This is a genomic window from Halomonas sp. Bachu 37 (assembly GCF_039691755.1).
Taxonomy (GTDB): domain Bacteria; phylum Pseudomonadota; class Gammaproteobacteria; order Pseudomonadales; family Halomonadaceae; genus Vreelandella; species Vreelandella kashgarensis.
Map to the genome: position 1 here is coordinate 126,379 of NZ_CP137552.1, position 15,607 is coordinate 141,985.

Genomic DNA, 15,607 nt, shown 5'->3' on the forward strand with positions numbered 1-15,607 from the left:
CCGATACATTCGGCACTCCCCTGAACGATAAAAAAATAAAGGTATATGGATGCGCAATAACCAGCCGATCACGCAGCGCGGCGTCGAGTTGCAGGAAAACGACTTTCTGGTTTCCCGGACCGACCTCAAGGGGCGTATCACCTACGCCAATCCCGCTTTCATCAATATCAGCGGGTATACGAATGAAGAGCTGATCGGAGCAGCACATAACCTGGTTCGTCATCCGGACATGCCCAGCGCGGCGTTTGCCAACCTGTGGCAGACGATTCAAGGGGGAGAGAGCTGGCGAGGTCTGGTCAAGAATCGCTGCAAGAACGGCGATCACTACTGGGTGGACGCCAGCGTCACGCCAATCGTTGAAAACGACGAAGTGGTGGGCTATGCCTCGATGCGGATCAAGGCGTCGGCCGAGGCCATCGCCCAGGCGGAAACCGCTTACGCCGCCTTGCGCGAAGGGCAAGGCAAGAATCTCTACCTGGATCGCGGACGCTTATGCCGTCGAGGGCTCAAGAGCCGCCTGGCAAGGTTCAGCCTCGATAGCATTCGCGCGAAATTGACCGCCATGATCGTGGCCGGCGGCATGTTGCTGCTGGTAAGCGGCGGGCTGGGCCTCTATGGCTTGAATGTCGCCGGCGAGCGATTGAACCGCTTGAACCAGGATGGCTTGCGCGATGTGATCCGCCTGCAACAGATCGACCAGACCATTGCCCAGTCGCGCCAAGCGGTCATCGAGCCGGAGCGCATGGAGCTGATCAACCAACGCCACGAACTGGGGGCGAGTATCGCCGAGCAGGCCCGCGTCGTTGAAAGCGTCTGGGAGGAGTACCAGTCCAAGGCGGTGAATTCCTCACCCAGCGTCGCCGAGTTCGACCGTCATTTGCAGGCCTACCTGAGCGAAGGCATGCACGAAGCGGCGAGAGTATTGCAAGCGGAAGATACTTTTGAAGCGTTCACCGGGCTCGATCGGGTGATCGGCGTCATGCAGAACGATGGCCGCGCCATGTCCGCCCAGGTGAACCAGCTGATCGATAACAAACAGCAAGTCGCGCAAGCGATGGCCGCCGATGCCGAGCAAGGGCAACACAAGATGTTGCTGGCCCAGTCCGTGGTATTGGGGGTCGGCTTGTTGCTGCTGATCGCGATCGGTGCAATGACGTTGCGAGCGATTGTTCGGCCACTGCGTGACGCCGGCCGATTCACCCTGCAGATTGCCGCAGGCAACCTGGCGGCAAGGGTGCCTCCCCGCCGCCGTGATGAGGTGGGCTTTCTTCTGGACTCGCTGGATACCATGCGCCAAAGCCTGCGTAACATCATCGGCGAAGTGAAAGGGGGCATCGACGTGGTCACGCCGTCGGCGCGCGATATCGCCAACGGCAATGAAGAGCTGGCCGCCCGCACCGACCAGCAGGCCGCCTCGTTGCAACAGACCGCTTCCAGCATGGAAGAGATGACCACGACGGTCCGCCAGAACAGTGACAATGCTCAGCATGCCAGGGACCTGGCCACCCATAACGCCAGCCGGGTTACCGATACCGGTGAGCTGATGACCCAATTGGTGGCGAACATGGAGCGTATTTCGCAAAGCTCTCACAAGATGGGCGAAATTATCGGCGTCATCGACTCGATTGCCTTCCAGACCAATATTCTCGCTCTCAATGCTTCGGTGGAAGCCGCTCGCGCCGGCGAGCATGGCAGAGGCTTTGCCGTGGTGGCTGAAGAGGTACGCAAGCTGGCCGGCCGCAGTGCCGATGCCGCCCAGGAGATTCGCCAGCTGATCGACGGTTCCCATCGCGACGTGGGCGATGGCGCCGGCCTGGTGAAAAAGGCCGAGCAGGCGATCGCCGATGTCGCCGAAGCGGCCAACAACGTCACCCAGATCATGCAGGAGATCTCGGCGGCCTCCGAGGAGCAGAGTAGCGGTATTGCCCAGGTCAACCAGGCTGTGTCGGAGATGGATCAGGCGACCCAGCAGAATTCGATCCGTGTTCAGCACACCGCCAACGCCGCTCTCGATCTTGAGCGTCAAGCGTCCTTGCTTTCTCTTTCCGTCGCCGCATTCCGGCTGCAAGGGGGCCGGATGCGTGCTCCGGCGTTGAGTGTCCCTGCGGGTGGCTCGGCTCACCATGAACCAGTGTCATCCACTTCAGCCTCGCAAGCGTTACCAGGTTCCAAGCGTTCTCGGCCCGAAGCACTACCCGAGCGCCGGGTGCCTGTCGTCGAGGCATGGGAGGAATTTTGACCCGACAAGTAGAAGGGTCGGCGGAAGCCGGCCAATGGGCTTCGGGCAACCAGATCGAGCGTGACTTGATTCTGACCGATGCCGATTTCTCCCGTATTCGCGAGCTGATTTATCAGCGTGCGGGAATCGTGCTGGCCGAGCACAAGCGCGAAATGGTGTATAGCCGGCTGGCGAAACGCCTGCGTCATCATGGAATGACGCACTTCGCCGCGTACTTGTCGCGTCTGGAGCGCCAGCCCGACGCCAAGGAGTGGGAGGCTTTCACCAATGCCTTGACCACCAACCTCACGGCATTCTTTCGCGAGGCGCATCACTTCCCGCTGCTGGCGGATCACGTGCGCGCAAAGCAGGAGCCGGTCAAGATCTGGTGCGCGGCGGCCTCCACCGGCGAGGAGCCCTGCTCCCTCGCCATGACCTTGCTGGAAACGCTGGGGCCACGGGCGGAACAGGCGCGTATCACCGCCACGGATATCGATACCGATGCCCTGAGCAAGGCGCGAGCGGGTATCTATCCCCAGGAGCAGGTACGCAAGCTGGATGAAGTACGGGTCAAGCGCTTCTTTCAGAAGGGCGCCGGCCGCCATGAGGGGCTGGCGCGAGTACGCCCGGAAGTGTCGGCACTGATCGAATACATGCCATTGAACCTGCTGGCGCCCCAGTGGCCGGTCAAGGGGCCGTTCGATGCGATTTTCTGCCGCAACATTATGATTTATTTCGACAAAACCACGCAGGCCAAGATCCTGGAACGTTTTGCGCCGCTGATGAAACCGGATGGCCTGCTGTTTGCCGGTCACTCGGAGAATTTCTCCTATATCAGCGATGCTTTCAAGCTGCGCGGTCAGACCGTTTATACCCTGGCCAAGAAATGAATTGAATCACCTGGCATCGCCACGGTGGTCGAGCGCAGCGACCAACGGTGTGATGAGTTGGCGCAACATGCGCCCATAGCAAAGGAGGCGTGCTTTGAGCGCAGCCAAGATCAAGGTGCTCTGTGTCGACGACTCGGCATTGATACGTGACCTGTTGACGGAAATCATCAACTCGCAACCGGATATGGACGTGGTGGCCGTGGCTCCCGACCCCATCGCCGCGCGAGACCTGATCAAACAGCATAATCCCGACGTCCTGACGCTGGATGTGGAGATGCCGCGCATGGACGGCCTGGACTTTCTCGAACGCTTGATGCGTTTGCGCCCCATGCCGGTGTTGATGGTTTCCTCCTTGACCCAGAGCGGCTCGGAAATCACCCTGCGGGCGCTGGAGCTGGGGGCGCTGGATTTCGTAGCCAAGCCGACCCTGGGCATCCGTAACGGCATGCTCGAATACGCCAACGAGATTGCCGAGAAAATCCGTGCCGCCGCTCGCTCTCGCCCGCGTCAGGCCCGGCACAAGAACACCCCGGCCCCGGCGCAGCTCAAGGCCCCCATGGTGTCCAGCGAGAAGCTGATCATAATCGGCGCCTCCACCGGTGGAACCGAAGCGATCCGCGCCGTGCTGGAGCCCTTGCCCGCCAACACGCCGGCCATCCTCATCACTCAGCATATGCCGGGTGGCTTCACCCGCTCCTTTGCCGAACGCCTCAACCGGCTCTGTCGCATGACCGTTAAGGAAGCTTCCGACGGTGAGCGCATTCTTCCCGGCCACGCTTATATCGCCCCGGGAGACCAGCACCTGAAACTGGCGCGCAGTGGCGCCAACTACGTCGCACGCCTGGATGATGGTCCGCCGGTCAATCGCCATCGCCCTTCGGTGGACGTGCTGTTTCATTCGGCGGCTGAGTTCGCCGGACGCAACGCCATCGGCGTGATTTTGACCGGCATGGGCAAGGATGGCGCGGCGGGCCTGGTGGAAATGCGCCAGGCCGGAGCGCCGACCATCGCTCAGGACGAAGCGTCCTGCGTGGTGTTCGGCATGCCGCGGGAGGCGATCGCCCTGGGCGGCGCCGTGGAAGTGACCTCGCTGGATGAGATTCCAGCACGGTTAATGGCCCTGGTAGCTGCCTCGGGCCGAGCGCAGAGAGTTTAGATTGGCAGGGTGGGAGTGCCATCCAGCTAATGGCGAGTAAACGTTTGATTCCTCATGGACAAGAGCTAAGGAAACAGTGAATGGTTCGTTTAATGCGCAATATCAGCATCCATGCGGCGGTGATTGCCGTTGTCGTCATAGTAGCTCTCCTTTTTAGCCTACTGATGATTCTAGCCACTCTGAACGATCGACAAGCTAGTCAGTCGCTGGCGCGTCTTGATTCGCTCAGTCGCCAGCAGCTGGCCGAGATTAATCGCGCTGATGCCCTGTTGAATTCAGCCCGGGTCAACCTGGAAATTGCCTCCAACGACATGATGTTGGGCAGCATGTCGGACGCCAATAACAGGTTCGCCGAAGCGTTCGATGCGCTTGAGCGCGCCGAGGTGCGTTTTAATAACTTCCAAACCGCCCCCAAGACCGGGCAAGGCCAGCGTCTGGCGGCAGACATGGAACAGGACTTTCTGGCCGTGTCGGATATTGTGCGCCAGCAGTATGATGCACTTGATCAGCTCGATACCCCTGCATTCAATAGCCTGCGGCAATCGCTCACAGAACGCAGCGACATGCTTGAGGCTAGCATGACAAGTTATGTGCAGTACGCCATGCGCGCTGGTCAAGAAACTGTCCGGGGTTACGAGAGCCGGGCCGATCTCTTGCGTATGCTGGCTATTGCCGCGTTGGTATTAGTCTTTGGGACATTGTTGCTTATCTACCTGGGCTTGCGGCGTGTAGTGATTGCGCCGCTCAACGATGCGGTCCTGCGCCTGGATACCATCGCCGAGGCGGATCTGACCCAGCCGGTGCCCACCGCCGGGCGCAATGAGATAGGCCGATTGTTCGCCGCCATGGCCACCATGCAGCAAAATCTTACCGGTATCGTCTCGCGGGTACGTGCGGGCAGCGAAGAGATTCACCATGGCACGCGGGAAATCGCCGGCGGCAATGCCGATCTCTCCTCGCGTACCGAGCAGCAGGCGGCTTCGATCGAAGAAACCGCAGCCAGCATGGAACAGATGACGGCGACGGTGAAACAGAATGCGGATAATGCACGCCAGGCCAGCACGCTTGCCGGCGACGCGTCCAATACCGCCGAACGCGGTGGCGAAGTCGTCGAACGTGTGGTGCAGACCATGCACGGCATTTCCGACAGTTCCAAGCAGATTGCCGACATCACCGGCGTGATAGACTCCATCGCCTTCCAGACCAATATCCTTGCCCTCAACGCCTCCGTTGAAGCAGCGCGCGCCGGCGAGCAGGGCCGGGGGTTTGCGGTGGTTGCCGGTGAAGTGCGCAACCTGGCCAGCCGTAGCGCCGATGCCGCCAAGGAGATCAAGGGCTTGATCGACGGTTCGGTGGCTCAGGTCAAGGAGGGGTCCGAACTGGTGGCCCAGGCTGGCACTACCATGGCGGAAGTGGTCACGGCGGTGCGCCGGGTCACCGACATCATGGATGAGATTTCGGCGGCGTCCCAGGAGCAGAGCGACGGCATCGAGCAGGTCAGCCAGGCCGTGGGTCAGATGGACGAAGTCACTCAGCAGAACGCCGCGCTGGTGCAGCAGGCTTCCGCCGCGGCCGCTTCGCTTGAAGAGCAGGCCAAGCGTCTGGAAGAAGCCGTGGCGGTATTCCGCCTCGCCGGGGTGGGAAGCTCCCCGGCATTGCAGGCGCCGCGACCCGCCGTAAGCGGCGATGCAACACCCGATCGAGCCGCGCGTTCGGCCACGGTTCCCGCTCCCGTCCGGCCGCGCAGTGAAGAAGCGGCGTGGGAAGAATTCTGAGTAACCCCGAAAATCCCCTGACCGGCCCGTTGGGCCGGTTTATCCATGCCATGAACTGATAGAGGAAACATGATGGCAGACAAGAACATGAGCTTTCTGGTGGTCGACGACTTTCCTACCATGCGGCGTATCGTGCGTAGCCTGCTCAAGGAGTTGGGTTTCACCAATGTCGAGGAAGCGGAAGATGGCCAGGACGCACTGAACAAGCTACGTGGCGGTAGTTTCGAATTCGTCGTCTCCGACTGGAACATGCCCAACCTGGATGGCCTGGAAATGCTCAAGGAGATTCGCCAGGACGATGCCTTGAAGCACCTGCCGGTATTGATGGTGACGGCGGAAGCCAAGAAGGAAAATATCATTGCGGCGGCTCAAGCGGGGGCCAACGGCTACGTGGTCAAGCCGTTCACCGCCGCCACGTTGGAAGAGAAGCTCAACAAGATTTTCGAGAAAATGGGCAAATGAGTCGGCTGGGCGTAACCGCCTGGGCGTCGAGGAGACAACGCAATGAGCCAGAATGAGCAGTCCAGCACTGCCCAGCTGTCCGAGGAAGCTGCCGAAGACCTGATCCATCGCATCGGCAAGTTGACGCGCATGTTGCGCGAAAACATGCGTGAACTGGGCCTGGACAAGGAAATCGAGAAAGCGGCGGAAGCGATTCCTGATGCGCGTGACCGCCTGCATTATGTGGCGGCCATGACAGAGCAGGCGGCTGAGCGGGCGCTGAATGCCATTGACCGAGCTCAGCCCATGCAGGATCAGTTGACCGAGCGCGCCGAAGCGCTGGACAAGCGCTGGGCCGACTGGTTCGAGGAGCCCAAGGAGCTGGATGAGGCCAAGGCACTGGTCAAGGAAACTCGTGGTTACCTGGGTGACGTGCCGGTGATGACGGCCGCTACCAACAAGGAGCTGCTCGAGATCATGATGGCCCAGGATTTCCAGGACCTGACCGGCCAGGTGATCAAGAAGATGATGGACGTCATCCGTGAGATCGAGCATCAACTGGTACAGGTACTGATCGACAGCGTTCCCGAGACCCAGGCCCGTGAGCACATGCAGCGCAAGGCCGAGGATCAATGGAAAAACGATAGCGTGCGCCGTAACGAAGACCTGCTCAACGGACCGCAGATCAAGGACGATGCCCCGGATGTGGTAAGCGGACAGGACCAGGTTGACGATCTTCTGGACCAGCTGGGTTTCTGACCGGGTGGATGCTGTCGCCTACTGGCCAGGTGCCAAAATAACTGGTTGAACCGATAATGGCTCGTCCGGGTAGCTAAGTCACCAAGTAGCTGTGTACTATCAGCCGCCGCCAGGCGGCTGAACACGTAAATGCGCTTGGCTCTGTGGCAGCGCATGACCATTTCGCGGCGGCGGGGTCGATGATCCCGGCGTAGCCCTTTTCTCGGCCGAGTGGCAGCATGGCGGATAACGACAGCGACCAGGAAAAGACCGAAGAGGCCACGCCCAGGCGCCAGGAAAAGGCGCGTGAAGAGGGGCAGGTTCCGCGTTCTCGCGAGCTGACCACCTTCTTGATGCTGTTGGGTGGCGTCATCGGCTTGTGGTCGATGGGCAAGATGCTCTACGACCAGTTGGGCACGGTCATGGAACGAGCGTTTCTGTTCGACCGTCGCCAAGCCATGGAGCCTATTTCCATGCTGACTACCGCCCTGGAGCTGGGCGAGCGAACCCTGTACGCGATGTTGCCGCTGTTCTTGTTGCTGACGGTCATCGCCCTGGTGGCGCCGGCTCTGCTGGGGGGATGGTTGATTTCCGCCAAGTCGATGCAGCCGAAGCTATCGAAACTTAACCCCGCCAAAGGCTTGAAGCGCATGTTTTCAAGCCAGGCGCTGGTGGAGCTGGCCAAGGCGCTGGCGAAATCGGTCCTGGTCGGTGGCGTCGGCGGTGCGTTTCTGTACTTCAATATCGGCAAGTTGCTGGGCCTGATGGATCAGCCGGTGCATCAGGCCCTGGCGTCGGCACTTACCATGGCGGCGCAGGCGGCGGGCCTGATGGTGCTGACACTGCTGGTGGTGATTCTGATCGACGTTCCTTTCCAGATATGGAGCAATGCCAAGAAATTGCGCATGAGCAAGGAGGAGGTCAAGCGCGAGCACAAGGAGTCCGAAGGCGACCCCCACGTCAAGGCGCGCATTCGGCAACAGCAGCAGGCAATGGCGCGAGGGCGTATGATGAGCAAGGTGCCCGAAGCCGACGTCATCATCACCAACCCCACCCACTATGCCGTTGCGCTGTCCTATCAGGAAGGTCAGATGGGCGCGCCGCGGGTGGTGGCCAAGGGGGCCGATGCCGTTGCCGCCAGGATTCGCGAGATAGGCCATGAGGCCGGCGTGCCCCGGCTTGAAGCCGCGCCGTTGGCGCGGGCCCTGTATCATCATGTCGATCTGGATGCCGAAGTCCCGGCCGACCTATACACTGCGGTGGCGGAGGTCATGGCCTGGGCCTACCGTCTCAAACGCGTCGATGAAGTAGGAGGAGAGGTGCCACCGAGACCCGACAACCTTCCGGTACCCCCGGAAATGGACGCTCCCCGAACTGGCGGCGCTAGCGAGGAGCAGCCATGAAAGGCTTGAGCCACTACCTGGGACGGCGTGACTGGGCGGGCGACGTGCCCATGAAGCTGCTCGCCGGCCCGCTGCTTATCCTGATGATCCTGGGCATGATGATCCTGCCCTTGCCGCCGTTCGCCCTGGACCTGCTGTTCACCTTCAATATCGCACTGGCCGTCATGGTCTTGCTGGTCAGCATGTTCACTCAGAAGCCGCTGGATTTCGCCGCCTTCCCGGCGGTGTTGCTGTTTACTACCCTGTTGCGGCTATCGCTCAATGTGGCTTCCACCCGGGTGGTGCTGATGGAAGGGCACCAGGGTGGCGATGCGGCGGGCAAGGTCATCGAGGCTTTCGGTACCTTCCTGGTGGGCGGCAATTTTGCTGTCGGCCTGGTGGTGTTTCTGATCCTGGTGATCATCAACTTCATGGTCATCACCAAGGGTGCCGGGCGTATCGCCGAAGTGGGTGCTCGCTTCATGCTCGACGCCATGCCCGGCAAGCAGATGGCCATCGATGCCGACCTCAACGCCGGTCTGATCGGCGAGGAGGACGCACGTACCCGCCGTGCCGAAGTCGCCCAGGAGGCGGACTTCTACGGCTCCATGGACGGTGCCAGCAAGTTTGTCCGCGGCGACGCCATGGCGGGCCTGGTGATCATGGTGGTCAACGTCATCGGTGGGCTGCTGATCGGCATGATGCAGCATGGCATGGGTTTCGGCGATGCGGCGCGTACCTATACGCTACTGACCATCGGCGACGGCCTGGTCGCCCAGATTCCGGCCCTGGTGATTTCCACCGCCGCTGGCGTGACGGTCTCCCGGGTGACCACCGACCAGGATGTCGGCCAGCAGATGATCGGACAGCTGTTCGTCAACCCGCAGGTCATGATCCTGTCCGCCATGGTCATGGGGTTGCTAGGGCTGGTGCCGGGGATGCCCAACCTGGTATTTCTGATCTTCACCGCTCTGCTGGCGGGTCTGGCCTGGTATCTCATGCGGCAGAAAGAGCAGGCGCTGGTGCAGCAGGAGATCGGCGCCGAACCGCCGCCGGTACAGGAAACGCCGGAGGCCAGCTGGGAGGATGTCCAACTGGTCGATACCCTCGGCCTGGAGGTCGGTCATCGCCTGATTCCGCTGGTCGACTCGCGCCAGCAGGGAGAGCTGCTGGGCAGGATCAAGAGCGTGCGCAAGAAGTTCGCCCAGGAGGTCGGTTTCCTGCCGCCGGTGGTGCATATCCGCGATAACCTCGAACTTTCGCCCAGCACTTACGTGCTGACCATGAAGGGTGCCGAGATCGGCCGCGCCGAGGCGTATCCCGGCAAGTGGCTGGCGATCGACCCCGGCCAGGTGTCGGGCGAGCTCCAGGGCACGCCCACCCAGGACCCGGCCTTCGGCTTGCCGGCGATCTGGATCGACGGCAATCAGCGCGAGCACGCCCAGGTATACGGCTATACCGTGGTGGATGCCAGCACCGTGGTGGCCACGCACCTGAATCACCTGCTGCATCGGCATTCGCCCGAGATGCTGGGCCGCCAGGAAGTGCAGAAGCTGCTCGACAAGCTGGGCGAAGATCAGAAATCCCTGGTGGAGGAAGTGGTACCCAAGGCGATCAGCCTGACCGTGCTGCAGCGAATCCTGCAGAATCTGCTCGACGAGGACGTCTCGATCCGCGATATGCGGACTATCCTCGATACCCTGGCGGAATATGCCGGTCAGCAGCAGGACCCCAATGAACTGACTGCCCTGGTGCGCATTGCCCTGGGCCGAGCGATCACCCAGCAGTGGTTCGCCGGTCAGGAGATGCTGAACGTCATGGGGCTGGAAGCGCAGCTGGAGCAGGTTCTGTTGCAGGCGATGAACGGCAACGGCGCCATGGAACCGGGGCTTGCCGACACCCTGATGACCCAGGCCCAACAGGCACTGGAGCGGCACGAAGCCACGGGCGAGCCGCCGGTGCTGGTGGTCCAGCATTCGCTGCGCGCCGTGCTTTCGCGCTTCCTGCGGCGCCGGTTGCGGCATCTGGTGGTGATGTCCCAGGCGGAGATTCCCGATGACCGGACACTGCGTGTCACCACGCTGGTGGGCGGACGTCAGTGACCCGAGCGGAGAAAACGGCCACCATGACAGGTATGACCAAGGCAAAAGGTGAAATATGAGCGTAAGACGTTTCGTTGGGGCAAATAGTCGGGATGTCATGCGCCAGGTACGCGAAGCGCTGGGGGACGATGCACTGATCCTGGCCAATCGCCGCACCGAGGACGGCGTGGAAATCCTGGCCATGGCCGACGAGGCGGTGGATCATTTCGACCCTACGCCCGAGTCGCCCCCCGTCGAGCCAAACGCCACTGAAGTGGCGCCGCCAGCCACCCCCCCTGTCGGGCGGGATGACCCGTTGCATGCCATGAGCGAAAGACTGCTCAAGGAAATGCAGGATATGCGCGAGCTCCTGGCCACGGAAAAGAGCCGCGTTGCCGCTACACCCGCCGGATGCCGTCAGCGCCTGCTGCAGGTCATGCGCGAAGTCGGTTTCAGCCATGAGCTGGCCGACGATATCCTGACCGGTCTGCCCGAAGAGTATGCCCTGCTCGACGAGACCAGCGAACAGCCGCTGGTCTGGCTGCGCCGGCAACTGGCCGACCGTCTGCATGTGCTCGACGCCGAAGCGCCGTTCTTCGACCAGACCGGTATCGTCGCGCTGGTCGGTCCTACCGGAGTGGGCAAGACCACCACCACGGCCAAGCTTGCGGCACGTTTCGTCATGCGCCACGGCACGCGCCCGGTAGCACTGGTGACCACCGACAGTTTCCGTATCGGTGCCCACGAGCAGCTACGTATCTATGCCCGCCTGCTGGATACGCCGATGTACGCTCTCGATGCCGAACAGCCGATCGACGATCTGCTGGGCCGGCTGCAGGGCAAGCAGTGGGTGATCATCGATACCGTCGGCATGAGCCAGCGCGACCAGCGGGTCATCGAGCAGATCGCTCACCTTCAGGGGGGCCGCTCGCGGGTGCGCCTGGTGCTGCTGCTGAATGCCGCCAGCCAGCCGGAGACGCTGGAGGAAGTGGTCATGCGTTACCGCCAGGCCGCCCGTGCCGCCGGCGCCGAACTCGATGACTGCATCATCACCAAGCAGGATGAGGCGGGGCGCCTGGCGCCGGTGCTGGATATCGTCATGCGTCATGGTCTGCGCATCCTGTTCGGATCTCACGGTCAGCGCGTTCCCGAAGATATGGCGGTGGCGGATGCCGAGGGTCTGGTGGAACAGGCATTGACCACACGCACCCCCATGCCCGGCGCGGCGGAGAGTGCCCCCGCTTCTGCGGTCTCCCTGCCGAGCTGGTCGCGGGATGTGCTCGGTCAGGGGCGGCGGCTGTCCGCATTGATGACGGCGCTGCGCAAGCGTGTCGTCGGCTTTTCCGCGCTGGAAGCGCTATGGGACATGGCGGCACTGCCCATGGCGCTTCAGGACGAGCGGTTGTCGCAATTGCTGGAGGGTTACCCGCCGGCGGATAGCATTCTAGGCATGGCCTGGTCGCCCCGACGCAACGAAAGGGGCTGTGACTGGGCGATGCCGGATATCGGTCTGGACGCCGATGGTGCCTGGGTGGCGCTGCCCTGGCTGCAGCATCGCCATCCCGCTGGCTGGCGCGAGCGGCTGGCGCAGGTTTCGCATGACGCCGGGGTTATCGTCCACCTGCTCCCCGGCTTGCCCGCTCCCGCGGCCTGGGTCTGGCTGGAAGAGCAACAGATGACCTGGGTCAGCCTCGTGCGCAGCAGTCAGCGGGTAGAATATGGCGCGCAACGCACCACGCTCGGACCCCTCCTGGAAGAGGCGCCACATTTTTCCCAGGTGTCGGTACGCTTTCGTGGCCAGGTCATGCAGCTGCATGTGGCGCGTGAAGCCGTCCAGGCCCCGGTCGATCCGCGTCGGGCAAGCGCAGGCGAGCGTGAGGACATGCTCGCCTGGCGCGGGGAAATCCGCGATCCCGAAAACGCCAAGGTGGTGGCCCGGCGCTACTGGTTGACGCCGGTGCGCCTGGGCGACGATGCGCTTTCACTATTATTGACGCACTTGCAGAGCGAAGGCTTGGCGGCATTGACCCGCCGCGCCTGGCAACAGCTCAAGGAAGCCGACGGCGGAGAGCTGAGCCCCGAAATCCGCCTGTTGATGGCCTCGGGTCTGGCCGCTGTGGCGGGTCACCTAGACGTTGCCGAGGACGAAGCGGCAGCGGCATTGCGGGCGAACGTGCTCGGCCTGGCGGGTAATCGCCGGCGTCGGCGCGACATCGCCATGCTCGATGGCCTGGCGTATGCCTTCATGGCGCGTGACGCCATTCGCCAATTCGGCTCGGCCGGCCTGGAGGGAATGTCGTGAGCGAGAGCGACCAGGCCGCCGGGTTACGCAAGTGGGCCAACCTGCAGCGCCAGCAGCAGGGCGTGGTGGATGCTCATGACGAGCAGAACATGGCGGATGACCGGGCCGCCTCGGTCGAGCTGCCCGTGGAGGCGCCCGCTACGCCGTCATCCGAGCCGCCCCCGGCTCACACCTCGGTGCGCCAGGCGCCGCGGCTGCCCCTGGTCGTGGTGGGGTTGGCGCAAGCCTCTCCCGCCCAGGTCGCCAAGGTGCGGGCCCGGCTGGGTCAATGGTCAGCGGAGGGACGGCGTTGGGCGGGCGCCCCGGAGGATTGGCAGATTCAGCTGGTTCCGCCTGGTGCCACCAACCTGACCGGCCTGGTACGCGAGCAGTCGCGTTGGGCACTATGGGTGGATAGCGATGCGGAGGCCTTCATGCGCGGTTTCCGTGCGCTGCACGCCATGCACCAGGCCGGCGGGCCTTCGCGATTGCTGGCGTTGCACGAGCCGGGCTTGCCTCGTCGGGGCCTGTTGGATAACTTGCAAGTAGCGGCGAATTACTACTTGGGTATTGAGCTATTGGTACTGGCAAGATGAAACGACTCGTCAGCATGATAAGCTGGATGAAGCAGCGGCAGTGGGTTCTGGTGGTCTCCGTCTGGATGCTCGGCTGGGCGCCGGCCGTGCTGGCCGCCCCGGGTAGCTGGACGGCAACCGCCCCGGGCTTCATGGTGGCCATGAGCGAGCGCACGGCCGATAGCGCTTCCATGACCCCGCCGGCCGGCATGACCGAGCCGGAGTCCCGGATCAGTGGGATCCAGTGGCGCTATCGCCAGCCGGTGGGCAGTCAGGTCAAGGCTTGGTTGTGTCACCCCAGCCGCTGTGTCGCGTTGACCGGCATGCGGGGGATGACCCAGGCACTGCAGGGAGCGACGGCTGAGGCCCCCTTGCAGTTTCGCTTCGCGTTGCCACCGGGACAAAGGCCGGTGAGGGTGCAAGGGCTGCAGGTCATCGTGAATTATCAGTAACGACCGTATCAGCCGCGAGGCACGAGGATGTATACAGCACAAGGCAGGATCAACCAGAGTGAATTGCTGGCGCAATACATGCCGCTGGTCAGACGCCAGGCGCTGTCACTGCAGGTCAGATTGCCATCCTGCATCGAGCTTGATGACCTGATTCAAGCCGGCATGGTGGGGTTGCTAGAGGCCTTGGGACGTTTCGATGCCAGCCAGGGGGCGAGCTTCGCCACCTTTGCCAGCCAGCGGATTCGCGGCGCCATGGTGGATGAATTGCGCACCCGTGACTGGCTGCCACGTAGCGTCAGGCGCTCGGCCAGGGCGATGGATGAAGCCGTGCGGCGTCTCGAACAGGTGCTGGGAAGGCCTCCAGAAGAGCACGAAATAGCCGCCGAGCTGGAGATGCCCCTGGAGGCCTACCGCCAACTCCTCAGCGATACCAATAGCGGGCAGTTGTTGCCCTTTGAAGCGCTGGTGGAAGAAAGCGGAGAGCCGGCGGGAGACATCGCCGCGCACCTGCCCTTCGAAACGCTGCTGGATGGTCAGCAACGCCAGCGCCTGATCGAGGCGATCGAGCAGTTGCCGGAGCGGGAAAAACTGCTGATGGCGTTGTATTACCAGGAAGAGCTCAACCTCAAGGAAGTGGGGGCTGTGCTGGGGGTGACGGAATCGCGTGTCTCCCAGTTGCACAGCCAGGCTATCAGCCGTCTACGCGCGCGCCTTGGCGAGGCCGATTGAAGGCTGTCGTGAAAGCGACTATAACCACGTGCGCTATCGCACCCCTTTCCACTGACTTGTGACCGGCAAGGAGCCGTTGATGAATCCTTCGACGCTGATAGGCATGTTTGCCAGCATAGCGCTACTGGTGAGCGTCCTGTTCTTTACTGCGGAATCACCCGAAAGTTTTCTTAATCTTCCGGGGCTGGCGATCGTGCTCACCGGTACTCTGGCCGCCACTTTCATCAGTTATCCCCTGAGGGAAGTGCTGCATGTGGTGCGCCTGGTAGGCATCGTGTTTCGTCGCGAGAATACCTATGTGCGGGATGACATCAAGGAACTCGTCGACATGTCCCGGTTATGGTTCAAGGGTGACGTGCGGGCGGTGGAAGCGGCTCTGGAAGACACGCGCAATCCCTTTCTGCGCACCGGCATCCAGCTTGTCATTGCCAACACCAAGGAGGACGAGATATTCGATCTGATGCGCTGGCGTATCGCTCGACTGAAGGCCCGCGAACATGCCCAGGCGCAAGTGTTTCGTACCATGGCGACCTATGCGCCCGCCTTCGGCATGATCGGTACCCTGGTCGGTCTGGTGAACATGCTGGAAGTCATGGATGCCGGCGACCTGGAAGTCATCGGTCCGCGCATGGCCGTGGCGCTGCTGACCACTTTCTATGGCATCTTGCTGGCCAACCTGATTTTCAAGCCTATCGCGGTCAAGCTGGAACGGCGTACCGAAGACCGCCTGATTACCATGAACATGGTGATGGAAGGCATTTCGTTGATCACCAAGCGTCGTCTGCCTTCCTTTATCGAGGAAACGCTCAATTCCTTCGTCGCCGACTTTCATGATGAAATTCGCGAGAGAAGGGTTCCCTCGAAACCCGCCACTGGCAAGGGGTAGCGC

13 protein-coding genes are annotated in these 15,607 nt (G+C 62.1%); all 13 read left to right on the top strand.

Annotated features, from left to right (window positions below; genetic code table 11):
- The first annotated feature begins 49 nt into the window (after window positions 1-49).
- Window positions 50-2,239 carry a methyl-accepting chemotaxis protein gene (locus R5M92_RS00590; RefSeq protein WP_346797079.1) on the top strand — a complete coding sequence of 730 codons (2,190 nt, stop codon included), beginning with the start codon at window positions 50-52 and terminating at the stop codon, window positions 2,237-2,239.
- On the top strand, window positions 2,224-3,108 hold the full coding sequence (locus R5M92_RS00595; RefSeq protein ID WP_417339040.1) for a CheR family methyltransferase: 885 nt from the start codon (window positions 2,224-2,226) through the stop codon (window positions 3,106-3,108). Before R5M92_RS00590 ends, R5M92_RS00595 begins: the two co-directional genes overlap by 16 nt.
- A 94-nt stretch (window positions 3,109-3,202) precedes the next feature.
- Window positions 3,203-4,264, top strand: a complete 1,062-nt coding sequence (locus R5M92_RS00600) for a chemotaxis response regulator protein-glutamate methylesterase (protein WP_346797081.1) — start codon at window positions 3,203-3,205, stop codon at window positions 4,262-4,264.
- An 80-nt stretch (window positions 4,265-4,344) separates the two neighbouring features.
- The gene (locus R5M92_RS00605) at window positions 4,345-6,039 is read left to right on the top strand and encodes a methyl-accepting chemotaxis protein (RefSeq protein WP_346797082.1); all 1,695 of its coding nucleotides are present in this window, start codon (window positions 4,345-4,347) and stop codon (window positions 6,037-6,039) included.
- 72 nt (window positions 6,040-6,111) lie between these two features.
- Window positions 6,112-6,501: a chemotaxis response regulator CheY gene (gene cheY / locus R5M92_RS00610; protein WP_346797083.1), complete on the top strand. Its 390-nt coding sequence runs from the start codon at window positions 6,112-6,114 to the stop codon at window positions 6,499-6,501.
- A gap of 42 nt (window positions 6,502-6,543) precedes the next feature.
- Window positions 6,544-7,239, top strand: coding sequence for a protein phosphatase CheZ (gene cheZ / locus R5M92_RS00615; protein WP_346797084.1), 696 nt, complete (start codon window positions 6,544-6,546; stop codon window positions 7,237-7,239).
- Window positions 7,240-7,457: 218 nt separating this feature from the next.
- Window positions 7,458-8,621 (top strand): flagellar biosynthesis protein FlhB, encoded by a 1,164-nt coding sequence (gene flhB, locus R5M92_RS00620; protein WP_346797085.1) that lies wholly within the window; start codon window positions 7,458-7,460, stop codon window positions 8,619-8,621.
- Window positions 8,618-10,702: a flagellar biosynthesis protein FlhA gene (gene flhA, locus R5M92_RS00625; RefSeq protein WP_346797086.1), complete on the top strand. Its 2,085-nt coding sequence runs from the start codon at window positions 8,618-8,620 to the stop codon at window positions 10,700-10,702. Before flhB ends, flhA begins: the two co-directional genes overlap by 4 nt.
- A 55-nt stretch (window positions 10,703-10,757) precedes the next feature.
- Complete coding sequence (gene flhF, locus R5M92_RS00630; protein ID WP_346797087.1) at window positions 10,758-12,983, top strand: flagellar biosynthesis protein FlhF; 2,226 nt, start codon at window positions 10,758-10,760, stop codon at window positions 12,981-12,983.
- Window positions 12,980-13,558: a hypothetical protein gene (locus R5M92_RS00635; RefSeq protein ID WP_346797088.1), complete on the top strand. Its 579-nt coding sequence runs from the start codon at window positions 12,980-12,982 to the stop codon at window positions 13,556-13,558. The genes flhF and R5M92_RS00635 overlap by 4 nt, the downstream gene beginning before the upstream one ends.
- Window positions 13,555-13,989 (top strand): flagellar protein FlhE, encoded by a 435-nt coding sequence (locus tag R5M92_RS00640; protein WP_346797089.1) that lies wholly within the window; start codon window positions 13,555-13,557, stop codon window positions 13,987-13,989. Before R5M92_RS00635 ends, R5M92_RS00640 begins: the two co-directional genes overlap by 4 nt.
- A gap of 27 nt (window positions 13,990-14,016) precedes the next feature.
- Entirely contained in the window at window positions 14,017-14,718 is a 702-nt protein-coding gene (locus R5M92_RS00645; RefSeq protein ID WP_346797090.1) for an RNA polymerase sigma factor FliA, read from the top strand.
- A gap of 79 nt (window positions 14,719-14,797) precedes the next feature.
- Window positions 14,798-15,604 (top strand): motility protein A, encoded by an 807-nt coding sequence (locus R5M92_RS00650; protein WP_346797091.1) that lies wholly within the window; start codon window positions 14,798-14,800, stop codon window positions 15,602-15,604.
- Window positions 15,605-15,607: the final 3 nt, after the last annotated feature.

What these genes read in the sequence shown, in the direction of transcription:
- R5M92_RS00590 (WP_346797079.1), top strand. Translation starts at nt 50, where the DNA reads ATGCGCAATAACCAGCCGATCACGCAGCGCGGCGTCGAGTTGCAGGAA.
- R5M92_RS00595 (WP_417339040.1), top strand. Translation starts at nt 2,224, where the DNA reads ATGGGAGGAATTTTGACCCGACAAGTAGAAGGGTCGGCGGAAGCCGGC.
- R5M92_RS00605 (WP_346797082.1), top strand. Translation starts at nt 4,345, where the DNA reads ATGGTTCGTTTAATGCGCAATATCAGCATCCATGCGGCGGTGATTGCC.
- cheY (WP_346797083.1), top strand. Translation starts at nt 6,112, where the DNA reads ATGGCAGACAAGAACATGAGCTTTCTGGTGGTCGACGACTTTCCTACC.
- cheZ (WP_346797084.1), top strand. Translation starts at nt 6,544, where the DNA reads ATGAGCCAGAATGAGCAGTCCAGCACTGCCCAGCTGTCCGAGGAAGCT.
- flhB (WP_346797085.1), top strand. Translation starts at nt 7,458, where the DNA reads ATGGCGGATAACGACAGCGACCAGGAAAAGACCGAAGAGGCCACGCCC.
- flhA (WP_346797086.1), top strand. Translation starts at nt 8,618, where the DNA reads ATGAAAGGCTTGAGCCACTACCTGGGACGGCGTGACTGGGCGGGCGAC.
- flhF (WP_346797087.1), top strand. Translation starts at nt 10,758, where the DNA reads ATGAGCGTAAGACGTTTCGTTGGGGCAAATAGTCGGGATGTCATGCGC.
- R5M92_RS00640 (WP_346797089.1), top strand. Translation starts at nt 13,555, where the DNA reads ATGAAACGACTCGTCAGCATGATAAGCTGGATGAAGCAGCGGCAGTGG.
- R5M92_RS00645 (WP_346797090.1), top strand. Translation starts at nt 14,017, where the DNA reads ATGTATACAGCACAAGGCAGGATCAACCAGAGTGAATTGCTGGCGCAA.
- R5M92_RS00650 (WP_346797091.1), top strand. Translation starts at nt 14,798, where the DNA reads ATGAATCCTTCGACGCTGATAGGCATGTTTGCCAGCATAGCGCTACTG.